This is a genomic window from Bacillus sp. GW821-FHT11D08 (assembly GCF_058808515.1).
Genome location: NZ_JBXARS010000004.1, coordinates 269,813 through 295,068, shown reverse-complemented (window position 1 = coordinate 295,068; position 25,256 = coordinate 269,813). Strand labels below are relative to the sequence as shown.

Below are 25,256 nucleotides of genomic sequence, written 5' to 3'. Positions count from 1 at the left end.
ATTGAACAGGCAATTTTGCCTCGACATGTCCATCGTTTTCTCAATGCCCCTGCTCTTTTGAAGCAGGGTTTTTATGCAGAGGAACGGCTGATATGATATCGACAGCACAAGGAGGAAAAACATGAGCAAAAAAGTGACTGATACCGTTCAAGAAATGGCTCAGCCCATACTGGATGACCTTCAGCTTGATCTCGTAGACATTGAATTTGTCAAAGAGGGTCAAAACTGGTTCCTTCGCGTGTTTATTGATTCCGAGAACGGTGTTGATATTGAGGAGTGCGCCAAAGTCAGCGAAGCGTTAAGCGAAAAGCTGGATGAGGCCGATCCGATCACCCAGAACTACTTTCTTGAAGTATCTTCTCCTGGAGCCGAGCGTCCATTAAAGAAAAAAGCCGACTTCGAAAAATCACTGGGCAAAAATGTGTACATGAAAACGTACGAACCGATTGACGGTTTAAAAGTGTTTGAAGGCAAATTGGCTGAATTCGATGGACAAACTGTTACAATAGAGATGACGGTCAAAACAAGAAAGAAACGGGTCAATATTCCGTATGAAAAAATAGCTAACGCAAGATTAGCTGTAACATTTTAATGAATGAAGTATTAGTGTTTAAGGGGGGAGACCGCTAACATGAGCAGTGAACTATTAGATGCTCTCACTATTCTTGAAAAAGAAAAAGGCATCAGTAAAGACATTATCATCGAAGCAATTGAAGCTGCCTTAATTTCCGCGTATAAGCGAAATTTTAACCAGGCGCAAAACGTACGGGTCGATCTGAACCGTGAGACGGGCACGATCCGCGTGTTCGCAAGAAAGGATGTCGTAGACGAGGTATACGATTCAAGACTTGAAATCTCGCTTGACGACGCCCAGCACATCCATCCGAACTACCTTGTCGGAGATGTCGTTGAAATAGAAGTAACGCCGAAAGACTTCGGCCGCATTGCTGCGCAGACGGCGAAACAAGTGGTGACGCAGCGTGTCCGTGAAGCTGAGCGCGGCGTGATTTACTCAGAATTTATCGATCGTGAAGAAGACATCATGACGGGAATTGTACAGCGCTTAGACAGCAAGTTTATTTACGTGTCTCTCGGTAAGATTGAAGCGCTGCTGCCCGTCAATGAACAAATGCCGAATGAGAGCTATAAACCGCACGATCGGATTAAAGTATTTATCACAAAAGTCGAAAAAACGACAAAAGGGCCTCAGATCTATGTATCAAGAACGCATCCTGGTCTGTTGAAGCGTCTTTTTGAAATCGAAGTGCCGGAAATTTATGACGGAACGGTCGAACTGAAATCCGTTGCCAGAGAAGCGGGCGACCGCTCTAAAATCTCCGTCCGCACTGATGATCCTGACGTTGATCCGGTCGGTTCATGCGTCGGTCCTAAAGGCCAGCGCGTGCAGGCGATCGTCAATGAACTGAAAGGCGAAAAAATTGATATCGTCAACTGGTCTGACGATCCGGTTGAATTTGTTGCCAATGCGCTCAGCCCGTCTAAAGTGCTGGATGTCATCGTCAGCGAAGAAGAAAAAGCCACGACTGTCATCGTTCCTGATTACCAGCTTTCTCTGGCAATCGGAAAAAGAGGGCAAAACGCCCGCTTAGCTGCGAAACTGACAGGCTGGAAAATCGATATCAAAAGTGAAACGGATGCAAGAGACCTTGGCATCTATCCGAGAGAGCATGAAGAAGATGACGATTTAGAGCCGCTCTTTATGGAGCCTGAAACAGCCGAATCGGATGAATAAGAGGTGACTTTAGGTGAATAAGCGAAAAAAAATTCCTCTGCGTAAATGCGTGGTAACGGGGGAAATGAAGCCTAAAAAGGAACTGATCCGAATTGTCCGTTCTAAAGAAGGAGAGATTTCAGTCGATCCGACCGGAAAGAAGAACGGGCGGGGCGCCTATATGACCCTTGAGAAAGAATGCATCTTAGCTGCGAAAAAGAAAAACACATTGCAAAATCAATTTCAATCACAAATCGATGACCAGATTTTCGAAGAATTGCTGGAACTGGCGGAAAAGGTGAAAAAATAACATGTCTGGAATGGAATGGTTTCCCTTGCTGGGTCTGGCCAATCGAGCTCGTAAGGTCGTGTCGGGCGAGGACTTGGTTATAAAAGAAATTAGAAATGCGCGTGCAAAACTTGTTCTGCTGACAGAAGATGCATCTGCGAATACTGCAAAAAAAGTATCCGATAAATGCAATTATTATAAAGTGCCTTATAAAAAAGTCGAAAGCCGCGCTGATCTCGGCCGCTCTATCGGCAAGGAATCACGTGTCGTTGTCGCCGTCACTGACCAAGGTTTTGCGAATAAGCTGATCAGCTTGCTCGATTAATATTTTTGGGGGTGAACGAATGGCTAAAATGAGAGTTTACGAATATGCAAAAGCCATCAATGTTTCAAGCAAGGAAATTTTGACTGCGCTGAAAAACATGGATATAGTAGTAAATAACCATATGGCAATGCTTGAAGAAAAGACCATTAAGCAGCTTGATGCGAAATTTAAAAAAGGCGGCGCCGGCGTTACATCTCAGAAGCCTGCGGAAACGAACAAAAACAAGCCGCAAGGGATTAATCAGCAGCCTGCTGGGAATCAACCAAACAAAATTCGAGACGGAAAGAAGAATGACGTGCAGAATAATCAATTTAACAAAAACAAGAAGAATAACAACAACAAAAACAAAAACAAACGCAATCATAACAACAAAAATCAGTATCAGCAAAAACCGCTGAAGCCGAAAAAAGAGCTTCCTGAGAAAATTACGTTTTCCGGCTCTTTAACAGTCGGAGCTTTAGCCGAGGAACTGGGCAAAGAGCCGTCTGAACTCATTAAAAAACTGATGCTTCTGGGCGTAATGGCTACCATTAATCAGGAGCTTGACAAAGACACAATCGAACTGATCGCATCTGAATACGGTGTAGAAACAGAAGAAGTGATTGTGCTTGAAGAAACTGAGCTTGAAAAATATGAAGAGGCTGACAAAGAAGAAGATCTTCAAATCCGTCCGCCTGTCGTGACGATCATGGGCCACGTTGACCACGGGAAAACGACCCTCCTTGACAGCATCAGAAAAACAAAAGTTGTTGAAGGTGAAGCCGGCGGAATCACCCAGCATATCGGGGCTTACCAGATCGAAGAAAACGGCAAAAAAATCACGTTCTTAGATACTCCGGGACACGCGGCGTTCACAACAATGCGTGCGCGCGGTGCGGAAGTAACTGATATTACCATTTTAGTCGTAGCGGCTGATGACGGCGTTATGCCGCAGACAGTCGAAGCCATCAACCATGCGAAAGCGGCTGAGGTTCCGATTATCGTTGCCGTGAATAAAGTGGATAAAGAAAGCGCGAACCCTGACCGTGTCATGCAGGAGCTGACTGAATACGGACTCGTTCCTGAAGCATGGGGAGGAGAAACAATTTTCGTTCCTCTGTCCGCTCTTACAGGCAAGGGAATTGACGAGCTTGTCGAAATGATTCTGCTTGTCAGTGAAGTGGAAGAGCTGAAAGCCAATCCGAACCGTCAGGCAAAAGGAACGGTTATTGAAGCTGAGCTCGATAAAGGTAGAGGATCTGTCGCGACACTTCTCGTTCAAACGGGAACATTGAATGTCGGAGATCCGATCGTTGTCGGAAATACATTCGGCCGCGTGCGGGCCATGGTCAATGATCTCGGCCGCCGCGTGAAAACAGCCGGACCGTCCACACCTGTAGAAATCACGGGCTTAAACGACGTACCGCAGGCTGGCGATCAATTCCTCGTCTTTAAAGACGAAAAAACAGCCCGTTCTGTCGGTGAAGCACGCGCTTCCAAGCAACTGGAAGAACAGCGCAGCGACAAAGCGAAGCTGAGCCTCGATGATCTGTTTGAACAAATTAAACAAGGCGATGTCAAAGACATCAATTTAATCGTAAAAGCTGACGTTCAAGGCTCAGCCGAAGCGTTAACAGCCGCTCTTCAAAAAATTGAAGTAGAAGGCGTAAAAGTGAAAATCATTCACACAGGCGTCGGTGCGATTACGGAATCAGACATCATTCTCGCATCTGCTTCAAATGCAATCGTTATCGGGTTTAATGTGCGCCCAGACGGAAATGCTAAGAGCACGGCTGAAGCTGAAAATGTAGATATCCGTCTTCACCGTATCATTTACAAAGTCATCGAAGAAATTGAAGCGGCGATGAAAGGAATGCTTGATCCTGAATACGAAGAAAAAGTCATCGGCCAGGTTGAAGTGCGCCAAACATTCAAAGTGTCGAAAATCGGCACGATTGCCGGCGGATATGTAACAGACGGCCACATTACACGTGACAGCGGACTCCGCCTGATCCGTGACGGCGTGGTCATCTTCGAAGGGGAAGTAGACGTTCTGAAACGCTTCAAAGATGATGTGAAAGAAGTTTCACAAGGATATGAATGTGGTATTACAATTAAGAAATACAATGACATTCGCGAAGGCGACATCATTGAAGCGTATGTCATGCAGGAAATCGAAAGAAAGTGATCGGATTTGCGGAATGTGAATGCATCATTTATGATGCGGGATCATTAAAGGAGAAACGAGCCGTTCTGAAGCGGATTATAACGAGGGTTCAGAATAAGTTCAACGTGTCGGCCGCAGAAATCGGCTATCAGGACACTTGGCAGCGGACCAGCTTCGGAATCGCTGTCGTCTCCTCCTCTCACGTTCAGGCGGAAAAGGAGATCCAGCGCGTACTCGCGTTTATTGACTCCTTTCCCGAAATAGAACGGACGATCACTAGAACAGAGTGGTTTTAACTTAGAGGTGATTGAATTGAGTATGAGAGCAAACCGTGTCGGCGAGCAGATGAAAAAAGAGCTCGGGGATATTATCAGCCGAAAGCTGAAAGACCCGAGAATCGGATTTCTCACTGTAACAGACGTACGTGTTTCAGGTGATTTACAAATAGCGAAGGTGTATATCTCCGTTCTCGGCGGAGAGAAAAAGAAAGAAGAGGCGCTGAAAGGGCTTGAGAAAGCGAAAGGATTTATCCGTTCCGAAATCGGCAGCCGAATCAGACTCCGCAAAACGCCTGAGCTTGAATTTGAATTTGATGAATCAATTGAGTACGGCAACCGTATTGAAACATTGATTCACGAACTGCATTCAGATAAACCGTCTGAATAACAAGGAAAGAGGATGGGCGAGTGTCGTCTGTCCTCTTTTCTGCGTTTTACGGGATACAATTGATAACAAAGGAGCGAAAGACATATGGTTAACGGAGTTCTCCTTTTACATAAACCGGTCGGCATGACTTCTCACGACTGTGTAATGAAAATAAGAAAACTGTTAAAAACAAAGAAAGTCGGACATACGGGAACGCTTGATCCGGAAGTGTCAGGCGTACTGCCGATCTGTGTCGGACGGGCCACAAAGATTGTTGAGTACGTCACCGACAAGTCAAAAACGTACGATGCTGAGATCACTCTCGGTTTCTCCACATCGACCGAAGACCAGACGGGAGAAACGGTCAGCGTAAAACCTTTCAAGGAGCCGCTGAAAGAAGTGGATATCAAAGCCGTTTTAGACGAACTGAAGGGACCGCAGGAGCAAGTGCCGCCGATGTATTCCGCTGTAAAGGTTAACGGGAAAAAGCTCTATGAATACGTCAGAGCCGGTATTGAAGTGGAGCGGCCGAAGCGGAATATCACGATTGAAGATATCGCGCTCACTTCCCCTGTCACTTATAAAGAAGACACAGCATCATTCCGCTTTACAGTCACGTGCTCAAAGGGCACTTACGTGAGAACATTGGCGGTGACAATCGGTGAAAAACTCGGCTATCCCGCGCATATGTCGCATCTCATCCGCACCGCTTCCGGCGATTTCAGCCTTGATGAGTGTTTCACGTTTGAGGAACTTGAACAGCAGGTTTCAGACGGAACGGTTGCAGAGCATGCCGTGCCGATTGAAAGAGCGCTCAATCATTTGCCGAAATGGGTCATAAGTGATACATTAGCTAAGAAAGCTGAAAACGGGTCAGTGTTTGACATCCCGGCGGAATTTTCTGCAATGACAGCTGACGCCCGTATAGCGGTCTGTACTGAAGACGGAGAATGTGTGGCCATTTATATGCCGCATCCTTCAAAAAAAGGACTGCTGAAACCGGCTAAAGTGCTCATGCAAAAAAGCGAACAATAAGAAAAAAGGTGACCGTTCTGTGAAGACGATACATATTTCTCATCCGCATCATTTACAAAAAGAAGAGCAGCCGGCGTCTGTCATGGCGCTCGGCTACTTTGACGGCGTTCATTTGGGACACCGGAAAGTAATCGGAACAGCCAGACAAATAGCCGAAGAAAAAGGCCTGTCGCTGGCCGTTATGACGTTTCATCCCCACCCTTCCCATGTGTTGGGCAGGGACAAAGAGCCAAAGGATCTGATTACGCCGCTTGAAGATAAAATCAGCCAGATCGGGCGTTTAGGCGCTGATGTGCTGTATGTCGTAAAGTTTGATGAAGCGTTTGCGTCTCTTTCTCCAAAACAGTTTGCCGAGGAGTATATTTTAGGGTTAAACGCGCGTCACGCTGTGGGAGGCTTCGATTTTACGTACGGAAAATACGGAAAAGGCACGATGGAGACGCTGCCGGACGATTTAAACGGCAAGGCCGGATGCACGACTGTCGAGAAACAGACCGAGCAGGACAGAAAGATCAGCTCCACTTATATCCGGTCAGCGCTGCAGGATGGTGACGTTGAACTTGCGCACACTCTTCTCGGCCAGCCGTATTTTATCCGGGGCACTGTGATTCACGGAGACAAAAGAGGCCGCACCATCGGTTTTCCGACCGCGAATGTCGGCCTGCACAACAGTTATATCGTGCCGCCGACAGGCGTGTATGCAGTGAAAGCCGAAATAAAAGGCGAGGTGTATGAAGGCGTCTGCAACATCGGCTACAAACCGACCTTTTATGAAAAGCGTCCCGATCAGCCGTCAATTGAAGTACATTTGTTTAATTTTCAACAGGATGTATACGGAGAAGACGTTAAAATCGAGTGGTACAAACGAATCCGAAGCGAACGGAAGTTTAACGGCATCGATGAACTGACGGCTCAGATCGGGAAAGACAAACAAGAAGCGATCCGTTTTTTCAGCAAATAACGGAAAAAACATCAAAAGTACACAAATTTTCTTCTAAAAGATTTGCATATGGGCGCGATTTTTAGTATCATATGTTTCGTAGTCTTAAAACCATTGCTTGGCAATCCGAAGTCACCGACGGTTGCTAGGTAACTGGGGCTAATTATGATATGGAGGTGAAACAGGATGGCAATTACTCAAGAGCGTAAAAATCAACTCATCAGTGAGTTCAAAACACACGAATCTGATACTGGATCTCCAGAAGTTCAGATCGCTATCCTAACAGACTCAATTAACAACTTGAACGAGCATTTGCGTACTCACAAGAAAGATCACCACTCACGTCGCGGTCTTCTTAAAATGGTAGGTAAACGTCGTAATCTTCTTACGTATCTGCGTAATAAAGACGTAACTCGTTACCGTGAGTTAATTAACAAACTAGGCTTACGTCGATAATCGTAAAAAGCGGGAGGATTCCCGCTTTTTTATCGTATTAAAGCGAAAAAAATAATAATAAAAAAACAATGAAATCCTTTTACATACTACTTTGACATTGATATGTTCAATTCATTTCGTTCATAATAGGAGTAATTGATTATTTCACACATTAAGAGAGGAGCTCGTAATCGAATGGGACAAGAGAAACATGTCTTTACCATAGATTGGGCCGGCAGACAGCTTACAGTAGAAGCCGGCCAGCTTGCCAAACAGGCAAACGGCGCTGTCATGGTCCGCTACGGCGATACTGCAGTGCTCAGCACAGCAACCGCATCAAAAGAACCGAAACCGCTAGATTTTTTCCCGCTTACCGTTAACTATGAAGAAAGATTATATGCAGTAGGTAAAATTCCGGGCGGTTTTATTAAAAGAGAAGGCCGTCCAAGTGAAAAGGCCGTTTTAGCCAGCCGTCTGATTGACCGTCCGATCCGCCCGCTTTTCGCAGACGGATTCCGCAACGAAGTACAGGTCATCAGCATTGTCATGAGTGTTGATCAGGACTGCTCATCTGAAATGGCTGCAATGTTCGGTTCATCACTCGCTCTTTGCGTTTCCGATATCCCGTTTGAAGGCCCGATCGCGGGTGTGACGGTAGGCCGCATTGACGGGAAATTCGTCATCAATCCGACGGTTGACCAGCTTGAAAAAAGTGATATCAACCTCATCGTTGCAGGCACAAAAGACGCCATCAACATGGTGGAAGCCGGAGCGGATGAAGTTCCTGAAGAAATCATGCTTGAGGCGATTATGTTCGGTCACGAAGAAATTAAGCGCCTGATCGCATTCCAAGAAGAAATCGTCGCGGCAGTCGGCAAAGAGAAAACGGAAATCGAACTGTATGAAATTGACGAAGAGCTCAGCGAAAAAGTAAAAAGCCTTGCGGAGCCGGATCTTCTCAGCGCCATTCAGGTTCACGAAAAACATGCTCGCGAAGACGCGATCAATGAAGTGAAAAATGCAGTTGTCGCGAAATTCGAAGAAGAAGAGCATGATGAAGATACGATTAAAAAAGTGAAACAGACACTGTCTAAACTCGTGAAAAACGAAGTGCGCCGTTTGATCACAGAAGAAAAAGTCCGTCCGGACGGACGCGGCGTTGATCAAATCCGCCCGCTTTCTTCAGAAGTCGGCCTTCTGCCGAGAACGCACGGCTCCGGGCTGTTTACGCGAGGACAGACGCAGGCGCTCAGCGTTTGTACATTAGGCGCCCTTGGGGACGTTCAGATTCTTGACGGTTTAGGCGTGGAAGAATCAAAACGCTTTATGCATCATTATAACTTCCCGCAGTTCAGCGTAGGGGAGACAGGCCCGATGCGCGGACCGGGACGCCGTGAGATCGGTCACGGTGCTCTTGGAGAGCGTGCGCTTGAGCCGGTCATTCCGAATGAAAAAGACTTCCCGTATACGGTCCGTCTCGTATCCGAAGTGCTTGAATCAAACGGTTCCACTTCACAGGCCAGCATTTGCGCGAGCACGCTTGCCATGATGGACGCAGGTGTTCCGATTAAAGCCCCTGTTGCGGGTATCGCGATGGGACTTGTGAAATCAGGCGAGTACTATACGGTATTAACGGATATTCAAGGGATGGAAGACGCCCTCGGTGACATGGACTTTAAAGTAGCCGGCACGGAAAAAGGCGTGACAGCGCTGCAAATGGACATTAAAATTGAAGGCCTTTCAAGAGAAATTCTTGAAGAAGCGCTTCAGCAGGCGAAAAAAGGAAGAATGGAAATCTTGAACAGCATGCTCAGCACGCTTGGTGAATCAAGAAAAGAACTTTCTCAATATGCGCCGAAAATTTTAACGATGAACATTAATCCGGATAAAATCCGTGACGTTATCGGACCGAGCGGTAAACAAATCAACAAAATCATTGAAGATACCGGTGTTAAAATTGACATTGAACAAGACGGCACCATCTTTATTTCTTCTACTGATGAAAGCAGCAACCAAAAAGCGAAAAAAATCATCGAAGATCTTGTCAGAGAAGTCGAAGTCGGCCAGCTTTACCTCGGTAAAGTCAAACGGATTGAGAAATTCGGCGCTTTCGTTGAAATCTTCAGCGGAAAAGACGGTCTCGTTCACATCTCTGAACTAGCGCTCGAACGGGTCGGCAAGGTTGAGGATGTTGTGAAAATCGGTGACGAAATCCTTGTGAAGGTAACTGAAATTGACAAACAGGGACGAGTGAATCTGTCGCGTAAAGCAGTGCTGCGCGAAGAGAAAGAAAAAGAACAGGAACAACAACAATCTTAAATGAAAACCTAACAAGGAGCCTGGGAGACCCGGCTTCTTTATTTTGAGAAAGACAACAGACGGGTTCTACCTTGTCCTCCTCATACATAATGTGTGGTGAGGGGGGAAGGACATGTTGAAAAAATTCGTGCCGTTTGCCGTTTTTTTATTTCTTTTTTTTGTTTCGTTTGAAATGTTAAAAAATCCGTATACAGTTGATTACATAGACGCAATGAAAAAAGACGCTGTAACTGTGTCAGCATCAAAAGATCCGCTCTATGAAGAATTACTGCAAAAAGCGTCAGAGTATGAAGTGAAGCCGCAAGACGCGCGGATTGATAAAATATGGAAGAGTATACCGGGATATAACGGTTTAAAAGTCAATGTGGAAAAATCCTATAAACAAATGAAAAAGGACGGAGAATTTCACGAAGACGGCCTTGTCTATGAGCAGGTAAAACCGAAAGTCCATCTTGATTCTCTCGCGCCCGAACCCATTTATAAAGGAAATCCCGACAAACCGATGGTCGCTTTCCTGATAAATGTCGCCTGGGGAAATGAATACGTGGAGCAAATGCTGCCTATTCTGAAGCAGCACCAGGTCAAAGCAACTTTCTTTCTTGAAGGGAAATGGCTGAAAAACAATCAGGAACTGGGGAAAAAAATAGCGGCAGACGGACATGAAATCGGAAATCATTCATACAATCACCCTGATATGAGCAAACTGACTTCAGGAAGCATTTCCGAACAGCTTGACAAAACCAATGCACAAATCAGCGAGACGCTCGGCATGAAGCCGAAATGGTTTGCGCCGCCAAGCGGCAGCTTCAGAAAAGCCGTGGTCGACCTTGCGGCGGAAAAAGGAATGGGCACCATCATGTGGACCGTTGACACCATTGACTGGCAAAAACCGTCTCCCGCTGTTTTACAAACAAGGGTGTTGAGCAAAATACATAACGGAGCCATGATTTTAATGCATCCGACTGATCCGACTGCGAAAAGCCTGGATACACTGATTGCAAAAATCAAAGAAAAAGGCTACGCGCTCGGCTCAGTGTCTGACTTAATGGATGAAAACAGGCTGATGAAGTAGCAGGCGGCAGTTGCCTGTCTTTGAATAGGAGGAACAGACTTGATAAAACGCTATACATGCCAAAACGGTGTAAGAGTTGTGCTTGAAAATAATCCAACGGTGCGGTCTGTGGCAATCGGCGTCTGGATCGGGACGGGGTCACGTCATGAAACGCCGGATACAAACGGTATTTCGCACTTTCTTGAGCATATGTTTTTTAAAGGAACAAATACCAGGTCCGCACGTGAAATCGCAGAATCCTTCGATCGGATAGGCGGCCAAGTGAATGCCTTCACTTCAAAAGAATATACGTGCTATTACGCCAAAGTGCTGGATGAGCATGCAAACTACGCACTTGATGTGCTGGCTGATATGTTCTTTCATTCTGCTTTTGACGAAGGTGAGCTCAAAAAAGAAAAGAACGTCGTATATGAAGAAATTAAAATGTATGAAGACGCGCCGGATGACATTGTCCACGATCTGCTGAGCAAAGCGACATACGGCAATCATTCGCTCGGCTACCCGATTCTCGGGACGGAGGAAACGCTTTCGTCATTTAACGGCGATTCTCTCAGACAGCATATGGATGACTTTTACACGCCGGACCGCGTCGTCATTTCTGTCGCCGGAAATGTAACGGAACAATTCATTAAAGACGTGGAGAAATGGTTCGGTACATACGAAGCGAAGGGCAAAGCAAGCGGCATCAGCGAGCCTGAGTTTCATTATGAAAAGCTGACCAGAAAAAAAGACACCGAACAGGCGCATCTCTGTCTCGGTTTCAAAGGCCTGAAAGTCGGAGATCCGGACATTTACGATTTGATCGTCTTAAACAACGTGCTGGGCGGAAGCATGAGCAGCCGTCTTTTCCAGGATGTGCGCGAAGATAAAGGACTGGCCTATTCTGTATACAGCTATCACAGTTCCTATGAAGACAGCGGTATGCTGACGATTTACGGAGGCACCGGCGCGAATCAGCTCGGACTTCTGTCTGAAACCATTCAGGAAACGTTATCGGTTCTAAAACGTGACGGTATCACCCCGAAAGAGCTGGAAAACAGCAAAGAGCAAATGAAGGGGAGCTTAATGCTCAGCTTAGAGAGCACAAACAGCAAAATGAGCCGGAACGGGAAAAACGAACTCCTGCTCGGAAAGCATAAGACCATGGATGAAATTATCACTGAATTAAATGCGGTCAGCCTGGAAAGCGTCAACGGCCTCAGCCGCCGCTTATTTACGGATGATTACGCACTATCGCTCATCAGCCCGACCGGCAATATGCCGGCCTCGTCTTAATCGGAAAAGCAGTCTGCCTCTATACGGGGCAGGCATTTTTTTTTGCTCCGGGTCATATAGTACAAGGGGGTGGCTATCATGAGGCTCAGTGAACTGTCAGGTAAAGAAATTGTGGACATTAAACGGGCAGAGCGGCTCGGCGTGCTCGGCCAGACCGATTTGGAAATTAATGAACAGGACGGACAAATTACCGCGCTGTTGATACCGACGGTAAAATGGTTCGGATTGCGAAAACAAGGCCACGACATCCGCGTCCCCTGGAATCATATCCAAAAAATCGGATCAGACATGATCATTTTAGACGTTCCGGGGGAGATCACGCCTCCCGAAGAGTAGATCTTATTCATTTTTTGCAAGCACCGGCTCATACAGCCGGTGCTTTTTTCATGAAAAAGACGCTGTACATTCACCGCCCTTTCTCTTTGCACATACGATGAAGAGGAGGATGACACTTAAAAGATCCAGTAACTGTAAAGAAGGTGAACGTTTCAGATGTTAACCGGATTGACAATTGCGATCATTGGCGGTGACGCAAGACAGCTTGAGATTATAAGAAAGCTGACAGAACAGCATGCCGATATTTATCTTGCAGGGTTTGACCAATTGGATGACGGTTTTACAGGAACCGTCAAATGCAAAATCGATGAGATTCCCTTTCAAAAAATAGACAGTATCATCCTGCCCGTATCGGCAACGACCGGAGAAGGCGTTGTTTCCACGGTTTTTTCAAATGAAGAAGTGGTATTAAAGCAGAGCTATCTTGAGCGGACACCGGAGCATTGCGTCATTTATTCAGGCATCTCCAACGCGTATCTTGAGGGGATCGCCAGCGAAGCCGGCCGCAAACTTGTGAAATTATTTGAACGGGACGATATCGCGATATTCAACTCGATTCCCACTGTTGAAGGAACAATCATGATGGCGATTCAGCATACGGATTATACCATTCACGGATCAAATGTCGCCGTTCTCGGCATGGGGCGCACCGGTATGACGATCGCCCGGACGTTTGCGGCGTTAGGGGCGAAGGTAAAAGTGGGCGCGCGGAGTTCGGCTCATTTGGCCCGTATAACGGAAATGGGGCTTTCTCCTTTTCAACTTGAAGAGCTTACTGAACATGTAAATGATATTGATATCTGCATTAACACCGTACCGAGCTTGATTCTGAATCAAAGCGTTTTATCGCGCATGACGCCGAAGACCTTGATTTTGGATTTAGCATCCCGTCCGGGCGGAACGGATTTCAAATATGCTGAAAAACAAGGCATTAAAGCGCTGCTTGCTCCGGGTCTTCCGGGAATTGTGGCCCCGAAAACAGCCGGACAGATTATTGCGAACGTATTGAGCAAGCTTTTGGCAGACTTAAAGAAAGAGGGGAAATAACCATGTCTCTGAAAGGGAAAAGAATCGGATTCGGATTAACCGGCTCGCATTGCACATATGAGGAAGTTTTTCCGCAAATAGAGGCGCTTATCAGTCAAGGAGCTGAAGTCCGGCCGGTCGTGACATCAACCGTTCAATCGACCGATACCCGCTTTGGGGAGGGGGGAGATTGGGTCAGAAAAATTGAAGAAGCAACAGGCTTTGAGGCGATTGATTCCATCGTAAAAGCGGAGCCTCTCGGGCCGAAACTTCCGCTCGACTGCATGGTCATCGCCCCTTTAACCGGAAATTCAATGAGCAAACTCGCAAATGCGATGACTGACAGCCCCGTCCTTATGGCTGCGAAAGCCACGATCCGCAACGGCCGCCCGGTCGTGCTCGGAATTTCGACAAACGACGGACTCGGTTTAAACGGAACGAACTTAATGAGGCTGATGTCCGCAAAAAACATATATTTCATCCCGTTCGGCCAGGACGACCACGTGAAAAAACCGACATCGCTCGTCGCCAGAATGGATCTCCTTCCGATTACGGTAGAAAAAGCTCTTTTGCACCAACAGGTTCAGCCGGTGCTCGTACACCACCATGAATAAAAAATCATGATGACAGAAAATCATTCCGGAATAAAAAAATTCGATCAATCCGTGACTATTCTATGGTAAAATAAAACGTAAAATGCAAAGTCAATTCAACAAATGATGCTTAATTGGCGGAAGGAGTTTTACAGATGGGAAGAGGATTACACGTAGCAGTTGTCGGAGCGACGGGAGCCGTAGGACAGCAAATGCTGAAAACACTGGAAGACAGAAACTTTGAAATCGAAACACTCACACTACTATCCTCAAAGCGTTCTGCTGGTACGAAAGTAACGTTTAAAGGCGAAGAATATACAGTGCAGGAAGCTGTTCCTGAAAGCTTCGAAGGCGTTCATATCGCGTTATTCAGCGCCGGCGGAAGCGTATCACAAAGCTTGGCGCCTGAGGCTGTAAAACGGGGAGCCATTGTGATTGACAATACCAGCGCATTCCGTATGGACGAAAATACACCGCTCGTGGTGCCTGAGGTGAACGAAGGTGATCTGCACAAACATAACGGCATTATCGCCAACCCTAACTGTTCAACGATTCAGATGGTGGCTGCGCTTGAACCGATCCGCAAAGCGTACGGTTTGAAAAAAGTCATTGTATCTACTTACCAAGCTGTGTCCGGGGCCGGCAATGAAGCGGCGAAGGAATTGTACAGCCAGACAAAGGCGATTTTAAACAATGAACCTGCAGAACCGTCCATTATGCCGGTTAAAGGCGACAAAAAGCATTATCAAATCGCATTTAACGCCATTCCGCAAATTGATAAATTCCAAGATAACGGCTATACGTTTGAGGAAATGAAAATGATTAATGAAACGAAAAAAATCATGCATATGCCGAAGCTGGAAGTGGCTGCGACATGTGTCAGACTGCCGATTGAAACAGGGCACTCAGAATCTGTTTACATTGAGCTTGACCGTGATGACGCAACCGTTGAAGATATGAAACAGCTTTTAAAAGAAGCTCCGGGTGTTACGCTTCAGGATGATCCGGCGGAGCAGCTTTACCCGATGCCTGCTGATTGCGTCGGCAAACGCGATGTATTTGTAGGAAGAATCCGTAAAGATTTGGACAGAGCAAACGGTTTTCATTTGTGGGTTGTTTCTGATAACCTGTTAAAAGGCGCCGCTTGGAACTCAGTTCAAATCGCGGAAAGCCTGCAAAAACTGAACCTCGTATAAAACAAACGTATTTTCTATAGGCGAACAGAAGAGAGTAAGGCTCTGCCTGCTCTCTTCTGTTACGTCAGACTAATTTGGAGTGAAAATAGTGAAGATCATTGTTCAAAAATTCGGCGGAACATCCGTAAAAGATGACAAAGGCCGCAAGCTTGCGCTAGCACACATTAAAGATGCCATCAGTGAAGGTTATAAAGTTGTTGTTGTCGTATCGGCGATGGGAAGAAAAGGAGACCCGTACGCGACAGATTCTTTAATCGGGCTCCTTTACGGCAGCCAGTCCGACATTTCTCCGAGAGAGCAGGATATGCTTCTGTCTTGCGGAGAAACGATTTCGTCCGTTGTTTTTTCCAGCATGCTGAAGGAAAACGGCATAAAAGCCGCAGCTTTAACAGGAGCCCAGGCCGGCTTTTTAACCAATGCCCAGCATACTGACGCCAAAATTATAGAAATGAAAACAGAGCGGCTTTTCGCTGCACTCGCCAGCCATGACGCTGTCGTTGTCGCGGGATTTCAGGGAGCGACTGAAAAAGGCGACACGACGACGATCGGCAGAGGAGGAAGCGATACTTCAGCAGCGGCGCTCGGCGCGGCGGTAGATGCTGAGTTTATCGACATTTTTACGGACGTGGAAGGCGTTATGACAGCCGATCCGAGAATCGTGGAAAATGCTAAGCCGCTTCCGAACGTCACATATACGGAAATCTGCAACCTTGCCTATCAAGGCGCGAAAGTCATTCATCCGCGCGCGGTGGAAATCGCCATGCAGGCAAAGGTGCCGATCCGCGTGCGCTCCACTTATTCAAAAGACAAAGGCACTTTGGTGACGTCCCATCATTCGTCTAACATCGGCAGCGATGTATTCGAACGGCTGATCACGGGGATCGCCCATGTGAAAGATGTGACGCAATTTAAGGTTCCCGCCAAAATGGGGCAATACAACGTTCAGACTGAAGTCTTTAAAGCAATGGCAAATGCCGGAATCAGCGTAGATTTCTTTAACATTACGCCGAGTGAAATCGTATATACCGTAGCCGGCAGTAAAACGGAAGCCGCGCGCAGCATTTTGGCTGAATTAGGATATGAGCCGACAGTGACGGAAAGCTGTGCGAAAGTGTCAGCGGTCGGCGCCGGAATAATGGGTGTTCCGGGTGTCACGTCTAAAATCGTCTCCGCACTTTCTGATAAAGGCATTCCGATTCTGCAATCTGCCGACAGCCATACGACGATCTGGGTGCTCGTTCATGAAAAAGATATGGTAACGGCCGTAAATGCGCTGCATGAAGTGTTTGAACTTTCAAAGTAAATGTGATTGAATCATGATGAGGTGAAAAAAATGAATGTCGGAAATATATCTACAGCGATGATTACCCCCTTTGACAGTAAAGGGAATGTAGACTTTCAAAAACTGTCTACATTAATCGACTATTTGTTGAAAAACGGCACGGATTCTTTAGTCGTCGCAGGCACGACCGGCGAATCTCCGACACTTTCAACGGAAGAAAAAATTGCACTCTTTGAATTTACAGTCAAAGAAGTGAACGGACGCGTGCCTGTTATTGCGGGTACGGGAAGCAACAATACGAAAGACTCCATTAAACTGACAAAAAAAGCTGAAGAAGCCGGCGTCGATTGCGTTATGCTTGTCACGCCGTATTATAATAAGCCTTCCCAAGAGGGGATGTACCGTCATTTTAAAGCCATTGCGGAAGAAACGTCTCTTCCTGTGATGCTTTACAACGTGCCGGGCAGAACGGTCGCTTCGCTTGCGCCGGAAACGGCCATCAGACTTGCGGAGATACCGAATATCTCTGCGATTAAAGAAGCGAGCGGCGATCTTGATGCCATTACGAAAATCATTGCCGAAACACCGGAAGATTTTTACGTCTATTCAGGTGATGACGGGTTAACGCTTCCTATTCTCGCAGTCGGCGGAAGAGGAGTCGTGTCAGTGGCCAGCCATATCGTAGGTTCTGACATGCAGCAGATGATTAAAAACTATACGAACGGGCAGACGGCAACCGCGGCACTGATTCATCAGAAGCTTCTGCCGATCATGAAGGAGCTCTTTAAAGCGCCTAATCCGGCTCCGGTCAAAACGGCGTTACAGCTGAAAGGCCTTGATGTCGGATCTGTGCGTCTTCCTCTTATCCCGCTGAATGAAGATGAACGTCTGAGCCTGAGCAGCGTCATCAGCGAACTGTAAGAAAAAATTTATACAGTTAAAATACGCGGTCATTCTCATTTTTATCGTGAGTTTGACCGTTTTGTATACATATTGGTTTTCCCTAAACCTTCCGCTTCTTCTTGTTTTCTAAAATTGATATCAGTTATAATAGGAACAAGTGATGATGGACGGGTATGAGACTAGGAGGATACAGATTTTGAAAAAGAAAAATACAGAAAACGTCAGAATTATCGCCCTTGGCGGCGTCGGAGAAATTGGGAAGAACCTATATGTCATTGAAATTGACTCAGACATATTTGTAGTGGATGCAGGGCTGATGCACCCTGAAAATGAAATGCTCGGTATTGATGTCGTCATTCCGGATATTTCCTACTTAGTAGAACGGGCTGACCGCGTGAAGGCCATCTTTCTGACACACGGGCACGATGAAAACATCGGAGGCGTCTTTTATTTATTGAACAAGCTGTCGGTGCCGGTATACGGAACGAAGCTTACGCTTGCATTACTGAGAGAAAAACTCAAGCAGTACGGGCATAATCGAAAAGCTGATTTGCGTGAAGTTCACTCTAAATCAGTCATTACATTTGAATCAACGAAAGTATCGTTCTTTAAAACGATTCACAGTATTCCGGATTCAGTGGGAGTCAGCTTCAAAACATCACTTGGCTCTATTGTATGCACGGGAGACTTCAAATTTGACCAGACGCCTGCTTATCACCAATCATGTGATATTGGCGAAATTGCCAAAATCGGAAACAGCGGCGTGCTCGCCCTGCTTTCTGACAGCGCCAATGCGGAGCGCCCGGGGTATACTCCGTCAGAAGCATATGTAAGCGGTGAAATTTCCGATGCGATGAACAATTCAGAAAACCGTGTCATCATTGCTGTATTCGCGTCTAATATCAACCGGATCCAGCAAGTGATACAGGCTGCCGTCCAGAACGGCCGCAAACTTGCAATCGCCGGAAAAAATCTGCAAAACGTGCTTCAGCTTGGGCGCAAGCTCGGCTATATTGAAGCCGAAGATGAAATGTTTATTCCTGTGCAGGATGTGAAAAAATATCCGAAGCGGGAAGTGGCAATTGTTACAGCCGGAAGCCATGGTGAGCCGCTGGCCGCTCTTACGCGGATGGCCAAGCAGGCGCACAAGCAGCTTAACATTGAAGAAGGAGACACCGTTGTCATTGCATCAACACCGATTCCGGGGCATGAATTGATATATTCCAAAACCGTCAACCTGCTTGCCCGAGCCGGCGCTCAAGTCATTTTCGCCCAAAAACGCGTGCATGTGTCCGGTCACGGTTCGCAGGAAGAATTGAAACTCATGCTTAATTTGCTGAAACCGAAATATTTAATTCCGGTTAACGGTGAATTCAGAATGCAAAAAGCGCATTCCAAAATCGCAGAAGAGATCGGCATGAAACGCAGCGACATTTTCTTGATTGAAAAAGGTGACGTCGTTGAATTCCGCGGCCAGAATGTGAAAATCGGGGATAAAGTCACGTACGGAAACGTGTTGATTGACGGCCTCGGAGTCGGCGACATCGGCAACATCGTGCTGAGAGACCGCCGCTTATTATCACAAGACGGCATTCTCATCGTCGTGATCTCACTCGATAAGCAGAAAAAGAACCTCGTATCAGGTCCTGAGATCATTACGCGCGGTTTCGTATATGTCAGAGAATCAGAAGGTTTAATTGTACAAGCTACTGAGCTCGTCCGCTCTATCGTGACTGAAGCGACGGAAACATCTGCCGTAGAATGGTCCACGCTGAAACAAGCAATGCGTGATGCGCTGAATCAATTCCTTTATGAAAAAACAAAACGCAAGCCGATGATCATTCCGATCATTATGGAAGTATAATGTATACACAGCCGGAGTGCATGATGCTCCGGCTTTGTTTTTGTTCATGTCCCGGATGGAAATCATCATCTTTGTTCATAATACAAAGAGACATTCGGAAAGGGTGAAAGATAAAATGGATCATCGTATGGAAAACACCGAAGAACAGCAGCCCGAAAAATCAGATGCGAAAGACAGCATTATGAGCAAAATTCAGCAGCTGGGAGAGACATCTCTGCCGCAAATGTCCCAAGATACCAATATTCACTGCCTGACGATCATCGGCCAAATTGAGGGGCACGTCCAACTCCCGCCGCAAAATAAAACAACCAAATATGAACACGTCATTCCGCAAATCGTCGCCATTGAGCAAAATCCGAAAATCGAAGGACTTCTGATCATCTTAAACACCGTCGGAGGCGATGTGGAAGCGGGGCTTGCGATTGCGGAAATGCTCGCATCCTTATCAAAACCGACCGTCTCAATCGTACTCGGCGGGGGACACTCGATAGGTGTGCCGATCGCCGTGTCATGTGATCATAGTTTTATCGCGGAAACAGCGACTATGACCATTCACCCCGTTCGGCTTACAGGTCTGGTTATCGGGGTTCCGCAAACATTTGAATACTTGGACAAAATGCAGGAGCGGGTCGTCAACTTTGTGACCCATCATTCAAATATTTCCGAAGAAAAATTCAAAGAGCTGATGTTTTCAAAAGGAAACTTAACCAGGGACATCGGGACGAACGTAGTCGGGAAAGATGCGGCTGATTACGGATTAATTGATGCCGTGGGCGGCGTCGGACAGGCGATAAAAAAGCTGAATCAGCTGATTGAGGAACGAAAGGGCGAGGAAGGAAGGATGATTCAATGATCCTTTATACCGTCATGCCCCAAGAAGTCGTTTACGGTCAGGATATAGAGCAAAGCGTGCATGAACAGGTAGATTACGCCGGCGTGCCGCTGCTAGTTGAGATGAAGGGAAATGAAGCTGAAGTCGTACAGATTTTAAGTACGAACCCGATGGATTTCTTGAATCCGGACATCGCTCCGGGACAAAAAATCAAGCTGAAAATCTAACCGGCATTCAGTCCGTTTCTCGGGGGCAAAATATGCTATAATAGGGGAATCCTACAGAAAAATGCAGCCGGCAAAAGGCTGCTTTTCTTCATGATGTATGATTTTACATTTTTTAACGCAGTAAGGTGATGAGTGTGGCAAAGAAAAAACGGAAATCTAAAAAGAAACAAGAGAGTAAGCTCAATCTAAAATACGAACTAAGCGGACTGCTCTGTGTTGCAATCTCGATTATTGCTGTTTTGCAGCTCGGCGTTGTGGGACAGACATTTGTGTACTTGTTCCGTTTTTTTGCCGGAGAGTGGTTTGTTTTATGCTTAATTGCGCTCTTCCTTCTCGGAATTTCGCTGTTTTGGAAAAAGAAGTGTCCAAGCCTTTTAACGAGAAGAAAGGCAGGGATGTACTGTATTATCGCCAGTATATTGCTGCTGTCTCACGTGCAGCTCTTTAAAAATCTGTCTCATCACGGGTCGATTCGGTCGGCAAGTGTCATCGGCAACACGTGGGAGCTGTTTATGATTGACATGAAACAGCAGGCTGCTTCCCCTGATTTGGGCGGCGGCATGATCGGCGCGGTACTGTTTGCAGCTTCCCACTTTTTATTTGCATCAACGGGTTCACAGATCATGGCGATCGTGCTGATCTTAATGGGGCTGATTCTTGTAACGGGGCGTTCACTGCAGGAAACGCTCAAAAAGTGGACGAGCCCCGTCGGCCGGTTTATCCGCAGTCAATGGCAGGCATTTCTTGAGGATATGAAAACAGTCAGAACGAACATGTCTTCGCCGAAAACAAAAACAAAATCGGGCAAAAAACAAAAACGGGTTCAAAAGAAAAAAGAAGAGCCTAAACCGGAGGAAGAGGATGAGGAAATCATTTCGCCGATCATCCATTCAGAGCCGATTATTTCAAGCTTTTCAGACCGTCAGGAAGAGCCCGCCGAACCGCTGATCCCGGAAAAAACGCAGGAGGCTGCACAAGCGGCAAAAGATGAGCCTTCCGGCGGCGCTCAAGACAGTGGCGAAACGGCTGCGGCTCCGCCGATGACGTTTACAGAGCTTGAAAATAAAGATTATCAAATGCCTTCACTGGACATACTGGCTGACCCGAAACATACCGGCCAGCAGACCGATAAGAAAAACATTTACGAGAATGCAAGAAAACTCGAACGGACTTTTCAAAGCTTCGGCGTAAAGGCGAAAGTGACGCAGGTTCATCTCGGTCCGGCGGTCACAAAATATGAGGTGTATCCGGACGTCGGGGTCAAAGTCAGTAAAATCGTGAATCTGAGCGATGACCTCGCGCTCGCGCTTGCCGCGAAGGATATCCGGATCGAAGCGCCGATTCCGGGTAAATCGGCAATCGGCATCGAGGTGCCCAATGCTGAAGTTGCGATGGTTTCGTTAAAAGAAGTGCTTGAATCCAAGCTCAATGACAAGCCGGACGCGAAGCTTCTGATCGGCTTGGGACGAAATATTTCCGGGGAAGCCGTGCTTGCCGAACTGAACAAAATGCCCCATCTGCTCGTAGCGGGGGCAACGGGAAGCGGAAAAAGCGTCTGTGTCAACGGTATTATTACGAGCATTCTGATGAGGGCCAAACCGCATGAAGTGAAGATGATGATGATTGACCCGAAAATGGTTGAGCTGAATGTGTATAACGGCATTCCTCATCTGCTTGCGCCGGTCGTGACAGATCCGAAAAAGGCCTCGCAGGCTTTGAAAAAGGTCGTCAATGAGATGGAGCGCCGCTATGAGCTGTTCTCCCATACGGGTACGAGAAATATAGAAGGCTATAACGATCATATTAAGCGGTCAAATGCCGAAGAAGAAGTCAAGCAGCCTGAGCTGCCGTACATCGTCGTCATCGTTGACGAGCTTGCCGATCTGATGATGGTCGCTTCTTCCGACGTGGAAGATTCAATTACGAGACTTTCACAGATGGCGCGGGCGGCGGGAATTCATTTGATTATCGCGACACAGCGGCCTTCAGTCGACGTTATTACCGGTGTTATTAAAGCCAACATCCCGTCAAGAATCGCCTTCAGTGTCTCCTCTCAGACCGATTCACGGACAATTTTAGACATGGGCGGCGCTGAAAAGCTTCTGGGGCGCGGAGACATGCTGTTTCTGCCTGTAGGCGCAAATAAGCCGGTGCGTGTGCAAGGGGCATTCTTATCCGATGAAGAGGTTGAGCATGTCGTTGAGCATGTCATTACGCAGCAAAAAGCGCAGTACCAAGAAGAGATGATTCCGGAAGAAGTTTCGGAAACACACAGTGAAGTAACGGATGATCTCTATGACGAAGCGGTCGATTTGATTATCGGCATGCAGACGGCATCAGTCTCCATGCTCCAAAGGCGGTTCAGAATCGGATATACGAGAGCTGCCCGTCTGATTGACGCAATGGAGGAACGGGGCGTCGTCGGGCCGTATGAAGGAAGCAAACCGAGGGAAGTACTATTATCTAAGGAACAATATGATGAGCTCTCTTCTTAAAAAGGAGAGAGTTTTCACTGAAAATGATATCACCAAAATCATTCCTATTTATTTTTTTATTAAAACATGATATAGTTGTCCCAATTGTTCAATAATTTATGAAAGTGGTTTACGGAGGGGAAACATGTCTACAAAAGCTGACAATCGTCACTTGTATCTAAAAGTGATTGAGCGAATCAAAGAGGATATACAAAACGGAATTTACACCGAAAAGGAAAAGCTTCCTTCTGAATTTGAGCTTTCAAAATCAATGGGTGTCAGCCGGGCAACTCTGCGTGAAGCTTTGCGTATCCTTGAAGAGGAGCATGTGATTATCAGAAGGCACGGTGTGGGCACTTTCGTCCATACAAAACCGCTGTTTCTTTCAGGTATTGAACAGCTCAACAGCGTGACGAAAACGATTCAGCAGGCGAACATGGTGCCGGGTACGATTTTTTTGTCGTCTCAGGTCATCACGCCGTCTGATGAAGATATCGCTAGATTCCGGCTTGAGCCTGAGCAGGAGCTTTTTTATTTGGAACGCGTGAGAACGGCAAGCGGCACTCCGGTCGTTTACTGTTTAGATACGATTCCGATGCACATTCTGCCGAATTCTTTCTGTCATGAACAGGAGTCTATTTTTGATCTTTTGGAAAAAAACTCCGGGTCTGTAATCAGCTATGCCGTTGCTGATATCGAACCGATCGGATATCACGATACGATTTCACCGGTTTTGGAATGCGAGCCGGAGACGGCGCTTTTATTGCTGAAGCAAACCCACTATAATCAGAATGATGAACCTGTGCTGTATTCATTAAATTATTTCCGGGCTGATAAGTTCAGTTTTCATGTTGTAAGAAAACGTTTTTAAGACAGACGCGTCATGTGTCTGTTTTTTTATTTGCCGTTTCAGTACATACTTTGTTTTCTGCAAGGCACAATAAAACAGGAAACAACCAAGTATAGTGAATGGGTGAATAAGTTGAGTAAGAAGAAAAATGGAACGAAAAATATCATTGCTCTGGCTTCTGTACCGCTCGTGATGACACTCGGGAATTCCATGCTGATTCCTGTGCTTCCGATGATTGAAAAGAAGCTGTCCATATCGTCTTTTCAAGTATCGTTAATTATAACGGTCTATTCGATTGTGGCGATTATTTGTATTCCGATTGCCGGATATCTGTCCGATAAATTCGGAAGAAAAAAGGTTCTTCTGCCTTGTCTTCTCATAGCCGGTGCGGGCGGAGCGCTTGCCGCGATAGCTTCCACCGCGTTCAAGCATCCTTATCCCATTATCTTGGCGGGGCGGGTGCTGCAGGGAATCGGTTCGGCAGGGGCGGCTCCTGTAGTGATGCCGTTTATCGGTGATTTATTCAAAGGGGATGATGAGCGGATTACCGCGGGGCTCGGCGATATTGAGACGTCTAACACTGCCGGGAAAGTAATAAGCCCGATTCTCGGTTCGCTCTTGGCTGCATGGTTTTGGTTTATGCCATTTTGGTTCATTCCGTTTTTTTCGCTCATCAGTTTTTTTCTCGTATTGTTTTTGGTGGCAAAGCCGGAGGAACAAAAAGAAGCGCCTTCTATTTCCGAATTTGTGAAAAATGTCGGCCGCATATTTAAGCGTGACGGACGCTGGCTCTTTACGGTTTTTATCATCGGCTGCGTGATTATGTTTTTGCTGTTCGGGGTTCTTTTTTATTTATCAGACTCACTGGAGAAGAAATACGGCATTGACGGTGTGGCTAAAGGAGCGCTTTTGGCAATCCCGCTTTTATTTCTATCCGTCAGTTCATATATAGCAGGCAGGAAAATCGGAAAAGACCAAGGCAAAATGAAGTTTTGCATCGTTTTCGGAATGAGTGCCGTGACACTGTCGTTTATCGGCCTATGGTGGAATCACAGTTTTTATTTATTATTTATCTTTTTGTGTGTCAGCGGTATCGGTATCGGAATGGCATTGCCGGCTTTAGACGCTGTCATCACAGAAGGCGTAGACAACGAGGAATCGGGAACCATTACCTCATTTTATAACAGCATGCGGTTTATCGGAGTAGCGGCGGGACCGCCGATCTTTGCTGCCCTGATGTCAAATGCAGGCTGGCTGATTTTTATTTTATCCGCTTTTTGCGGCATTGTGTCTGTATTTTTAGCGCTGTTAAATATCTCATCACAAGCAAAAGAAAAAAAGGAATCATTAAAGACGGTGTAATCTGCACTGTCTTTTTTTATTTTATTTTGAAGATTGACATGATACCGTCAAGTCGTTATCCTTTTTAATAGTTAAACATATTAACTATCGGAAGGAGG

The 25,256-nt window shown here is 46.5% G+C and carries 25 protein-coding genes; all 25 read left to right on the top strand.

What is annotated here, in order from left to right; all coding sequences use genetic code 11:
* Positions 1–121 precede the first annotated feature (121 nt).
* Positions 122–592, top strand: coding sequence for a ribosome maturation factor RimP (gene rimP, locus AC1RRX_RS10685; protein ID WP_144464350.1), 471 nt, complete (start codon positions 122–124; stop codon positions 590–592).
* Positions 593–631: 39 nt separating this feature from the next.
* A complete protein-coding gene (nusA, locus tag AC1RRX_RS10680) occupies positions 632–1,753 on the top strand; it encodes a transcription termination factor NusA (RefSeq protein ID WP_003154195.1) in 1,122 nt (373 codons plus the stop codon).
* 13 nt (positions 1,754–1,766) lie between these two features.
* Positions 1,767–2,042, top strand: coding sequence for an RNase P modulator RnpM (gene rnpM, locus AC1RRX_RS10675; RefSeq protein WP_040238132.1), 276 nt, complete (start codon positions 1,767–1,769; stop codon positions 2,040–2,042).
* Between the two features lies 1 nt (position 2,043).
* The gene (locus AC1RRX_RS10670) at positions 2,044–2,346 is read left to right on the top strand and encodes a YlxQ family RNA-binding protein (RefSeq protein ID WP_003154192.1); all 303 of its coding nucleotides are present in this window, start codon (positions 2,044–2,046) and stop codon (positions 2,344–2,346) included.
* A gap of 19 nt (positions 2,347–2,365) precedes the next feature.
* Entirely contained in the window at positions 2,366–4,513 is a 2,148-nt protein-coding gene (gene infB / locus AC1RRX_RS10665; RefSeq protein WP_053573443.1) for a translation initiation factor IF-2, read from the top strand.
* Positions 4,510–4,788: a DUF503 domain-containing protein gene (locus tag AC1RRX_RS10660; RefSeq protein ID WP_003154188.1), complete on the top strand. Its 279-nt coding sequence runs from the start codon at positions 4,510–4,512 to the stop codon at positions 4,786–4,788. The genes infB and AC1RRX_RS10660 overlap by 4 nt, the downstream gene beginning before the upstream one ends.
* A 16-nt stretch (positions 4,789–4,804) precedes the next feature.
* Positions 4,805–5,158, top strand: a complete 354-nt coding sequence (gene rbfA, locus AC1RRX_RS10655) for a 30S ribosome-binding factor RbfA (protein ID WP_003154185.1) — start codon at positions 4,805–4,807, stop codon at positions 5,156–5,158.
* An 84-nt stretch (positions 5,159–5,242) separates the two neighbouring features.
* Entirely contained in the window at positions 5,243–6,172 is a 930-nt protein-coding gene (gene truB, locus AC1RRX_RS10650; RefSeq protein ID WP_144464348.1) for a tRNA pseudouridine(55) synthase TruB, read from the top strand.
* 19 nt (positions 6,173–6,191) lie between these two features.
* Entirely contained in the window at positions 6,192–7,133 is a 942-nt protein-coding gene (gene ribF, locus AC1RRX_RS10645) for a bifunctional riboflavin kinase/FAD synthetase (RefSeq protein ID WP_007611467.1), read from the top strand.
* A gap of 165 nt (positions 7,134–7,298) precedes the next feature.
* Positions 7,299–7,568 carry a 30S ribosomal protein S15 gene (gene rpsO, locus AC1RRX_RS10640; RefSeq protein ID WP_003154182.1) on the top strand — a complete coding sequence of 90 codons (270 nt, stop codon included), beginning with the start codon at positions 7,299–7,301 and terminating at the stop codon, positions 7,566–7,568.
* 174 nt (positions 7,569–7,742) lie between these two features.
* Complete coding sequence (gene pnp, locus AC1RRX_RS10635; protein ID WP_007611468.1) at positions 7,743–9,866, top strand: polyribonucleotide nucleotidyltransferase; 2,124 nt, start codon at positions 7,743–7,745, stop codon at positions 9,864–9,866.
* A gap of 112 nt (positions 9,867–9,978) precedes the next feature.
* Positions 9,979–10,938, top strand: a complete 960-nt coding sequence (locus tag AC1RRX_RS10630) for a polysaccharide deacetylase family protein (RefSeq protein WP_015417486.1) — start codon at positions 9,979–9,981, stop codon at positions 10,936–10,938.
* Between the two features lie 39 nt (positions 10,939–10,977).
* Positions 10,978–12,213: a M16 family metallopeptidase gene (locus AC1RRX_RS10625; RefSeq protein WP_095352144.1), complete on the top strand. Its 1,236-nt coding sequence runs from the start codon at positions 10,978–10,980 to the stop codon at positions 12,211–12,213.
* 78 nt (positions 12,214–12,291) lie between these two features.
* Entirely contained in the window at positions 12,292–12,549 is a 258-nt protein-coding gene (locus AC1RRX_RS10620) for a YlmC/YmxH family sporulation protein (RefSeq protein ID WP_003154176.1), read from the top strand.
* Between the two features lie 156 nt (positions 12,550–12,705).
* Entirely contained in the window at positions 12,706–13,596 is an 891-nt protein-coding gene (gene dpaA, locus AC1RRX_RS10615; RefSeq protein ID WP_007409808.1) for a dipicolinic acid synthetase subunit A, read from the top strand.
* A 2-nt stretch (positions 13,597–13,598) separates the two neighbouring features.
* Positions 13,599–14,189, top strand: coding sequence for a dipicolinate synthase subunit B (dpaB, locus tag AC1RRX_RS10610; protein WP_007409809.1), 591 nt, complete (start codon positions 13,599–13,601; stop codon positions 14,187–14,189).
* Between the two features lie 134 nt (positions 14,190–14,323).
* On the top strand, positions 14,324–15,364 hold the full coding sequence (gene asd, locus AC1RRX_RS10605; protein ID WP_025284739.1) for an aspartate-semialdehyde dehydrogenase: 1,041 nt from the start codon (positions 14,324–14,326) through the stop codon (positions 15,362–15,364).
* A gap of 88 nt (positions 15,365–15,452) precedes the next feature.
* Positions 15,453–16,667: an aspartate kinase gene (gene dapG, locus AC1RRX_RS10600; RefSeq protein WP_003154168.1), complete on the top strand. Its 1,215-nt coding sequence runs from the start codon at positions 15,453–15,455 to the stop codon at positions 16,665–16,667.
* A gap of 30 nt (positions 16,668–16,697) precedes the next feature.
* Positions 16,698–17,567 carry a 4-hydroxy-tetrahydrodipicolinate synthase gene (dapA, locus tag AC1RRX_RS10595; protein ID WP_003154166.1) on the top strand — a complete coding sequence of 290 codons (870 nt, stop codon included), beginning with the start codon at positions 16,698–16,700 and terminating at the stop codon, positions 17,565–17,567.
* Between the two features lie 178 nt (positions 17,568–17,745).
* Positions 17,746–19,413 (top strand): ribonuclease J2, encoded by a 1,668-nt coding sequence (gene rnjB / locus AC1RRX_RS10590; RefSeq protein WP_007409811.1) that lies wholly within the window; start codon positions 17,746–17,748, stop codon positions 19,411–19,413.
* 115 nt (positions 19,414–19,528) lie between these two features.
* Complete coding sequence (locus AC1RRX_RS10585; protein ID WP_003154162.1) at positions 19,529–20,266, top strand: ClpP family protease; 738 nt, start codon at positions 19,529–19,531, stop codon at positions 20,264–20,266.
* On the top strand, positions 20,263–20,472 hold the full coding sequence (locus tag AC1RRX_RS10580) for a YlzJ-like family protein (RefSeq protein WP_003154161.1): 210 nt from the start codon (positions 20,263–20,265) through the stop codon (positions 20,470–20,472). Before AC1RRX_RS10585 ends, AC1RRX_RS10580 begins: the two co-directional genes overlap by 4 nt.
* Before the next feature lie 134 nt (positions 20,473–20,606).
* Positions 20,607–22,967, top strand: a complete 2,361-nt coding sequence (locus tag AC1RRX_RS10575) for an FtsK/SpoIIIE family DNA translocase (protein ID WP_144464346.1) — start codon at positions 20,607–20,609, stop codon at positions 22,965–22,967.
* A gap of 124 nt (positions 22,968–23,091) precedes the next feature.
* Positions 23,092–23,817: a GntR family transcriptional regulator gene (locus tag AC1RRX_RS10570; RefSeq protein WP_007409813.1), complete on the top strand. Its 726-nt coding sequence runs from the start codon at positions 23,092–23,094 to the stop codon at positions 23,815–23,817.
* A 111-nt stretch (positions 23,818–23,928) separates the two neighbouring features.
* Positions 23,929–25,158 (top strand): bacillibactin exporter BcbE, encoded by a 1,230-nt coding sequence (bcbE, locus tag AC1RRX_RS10565; protein ID WP_007409814.1) that lies wholly within the window; start codon positions 23,929–23,931, stop codon positions 25,156–25,158.
* The last annotated feature ends 98 nt before the right edge of the window (positions 25,159–25,256 follow it).

Bases quoted from the DNA above. Each gene is read 5' to 3' on its own strand.
- pnp (WP_007611468.1), top strand. From the start codon at position 7,743: ATGGGACAAGAGAAACATGTCTTTACCATAGATTGGGCCGGCAGACAG.
- dpaA (WP_007409808.1), top strand. From the start codon at position 12,706: ATGTTAACCGGATTGACAATTGCGATCATTGGCGGTGACGCAAGACAG.
- AC1RRX_RS10570 (WP_007409813.1), top strand. From the start codon at position 23,092: ATGTCTACAAAAGCTGACAATCGTCACTTGTATCTAAAAGTGATTGAG.
- dapA (WP_003154166.1), top strand. From the start codon at position 16,698: ATGAATGTCGGAAATATATCTACAGCGATGATTACCCCCTTTGACAGT.
- dpaB (WP_007409809.1), top strand. From the start codon at position 13,599: ATGTCTCTGAAAGGGAAAAGAATCGGATTCGGATTAACCGGCTCGCAT.
- infB (WP_053573443.1), top strand. From the start codon at position 2,366: ATGGCTAAAATGAGAGTTTACGAATATGCAAAAGCCATCAATGTTTCA.
- AC1RRX_RS10620 (WP_003154176.1), top strand. From the start codon at position 12,292: ATGAGGCTCAGTGAACTGTCAGGTAAAGAAATTGTGGACATTAAACGG.
- AC1RRX_RS10670 (WP_003154192.1), top strand. From the start codon at position 2,044: ATGTCTGGAATGGAATGGTTTCCCTTGCTGGGTCTGGCCAATCGAGCT.
- rimP (WP_144464350.1), top strand. From the start codon at position 122: ATGAGCAAAAAAGTGACTGATACCGTTCAAGAAATGGCTCAGCCCATA.
- AC1RRX_RS10630 (WP_015417486.1), top strand. From the start codon at position 9,979: ATGTTGAAAAAATTCGTGCCGTTTGCCGTTTTTTTATTTCTTTTTTTT.
- AC1RRX_RS10580 (WP_003154161.1), top strand. From the start codon at position 20,263: ATGATCCTTTATACCGTCATGCCCCAAGAAGTCGTTTACGGTCAGGAT.
- rpsO (WP_003154182.1), top strand. From the start codon at position 7,299: ATGGCAATTACTCAAGAGCGTAAAAATCAACTCATCAGTGAGTTCAAA.
- truB (WP_144464348.1), top strand. From the start codon at position 5,243: ATGGTTAACGGAGTTCTCCTTTTACATAAACCGGTCGGCATGACTTCT.
- nusA (WP_003154195.1), top strand. From the start codon at position 632: ATGAGCAGTGAACTATTAGATGCTCTCACTATTCTTGAAAAAGAAAAA.
- AC1RRX_RS10585 (WP_003154162.1), top strand. From the start codon at position 19,529: ATGGATCATCGTATGGAAAACACCGAAGAACAGCAGCCCGAAAAATCA.
- asd (WP_025284739.1), top strand. From the start codon at position 14,324: ATGGGAAGAGGATTACACGTAGCAGTTGTCGGAGCGACGGGAGCCGTA.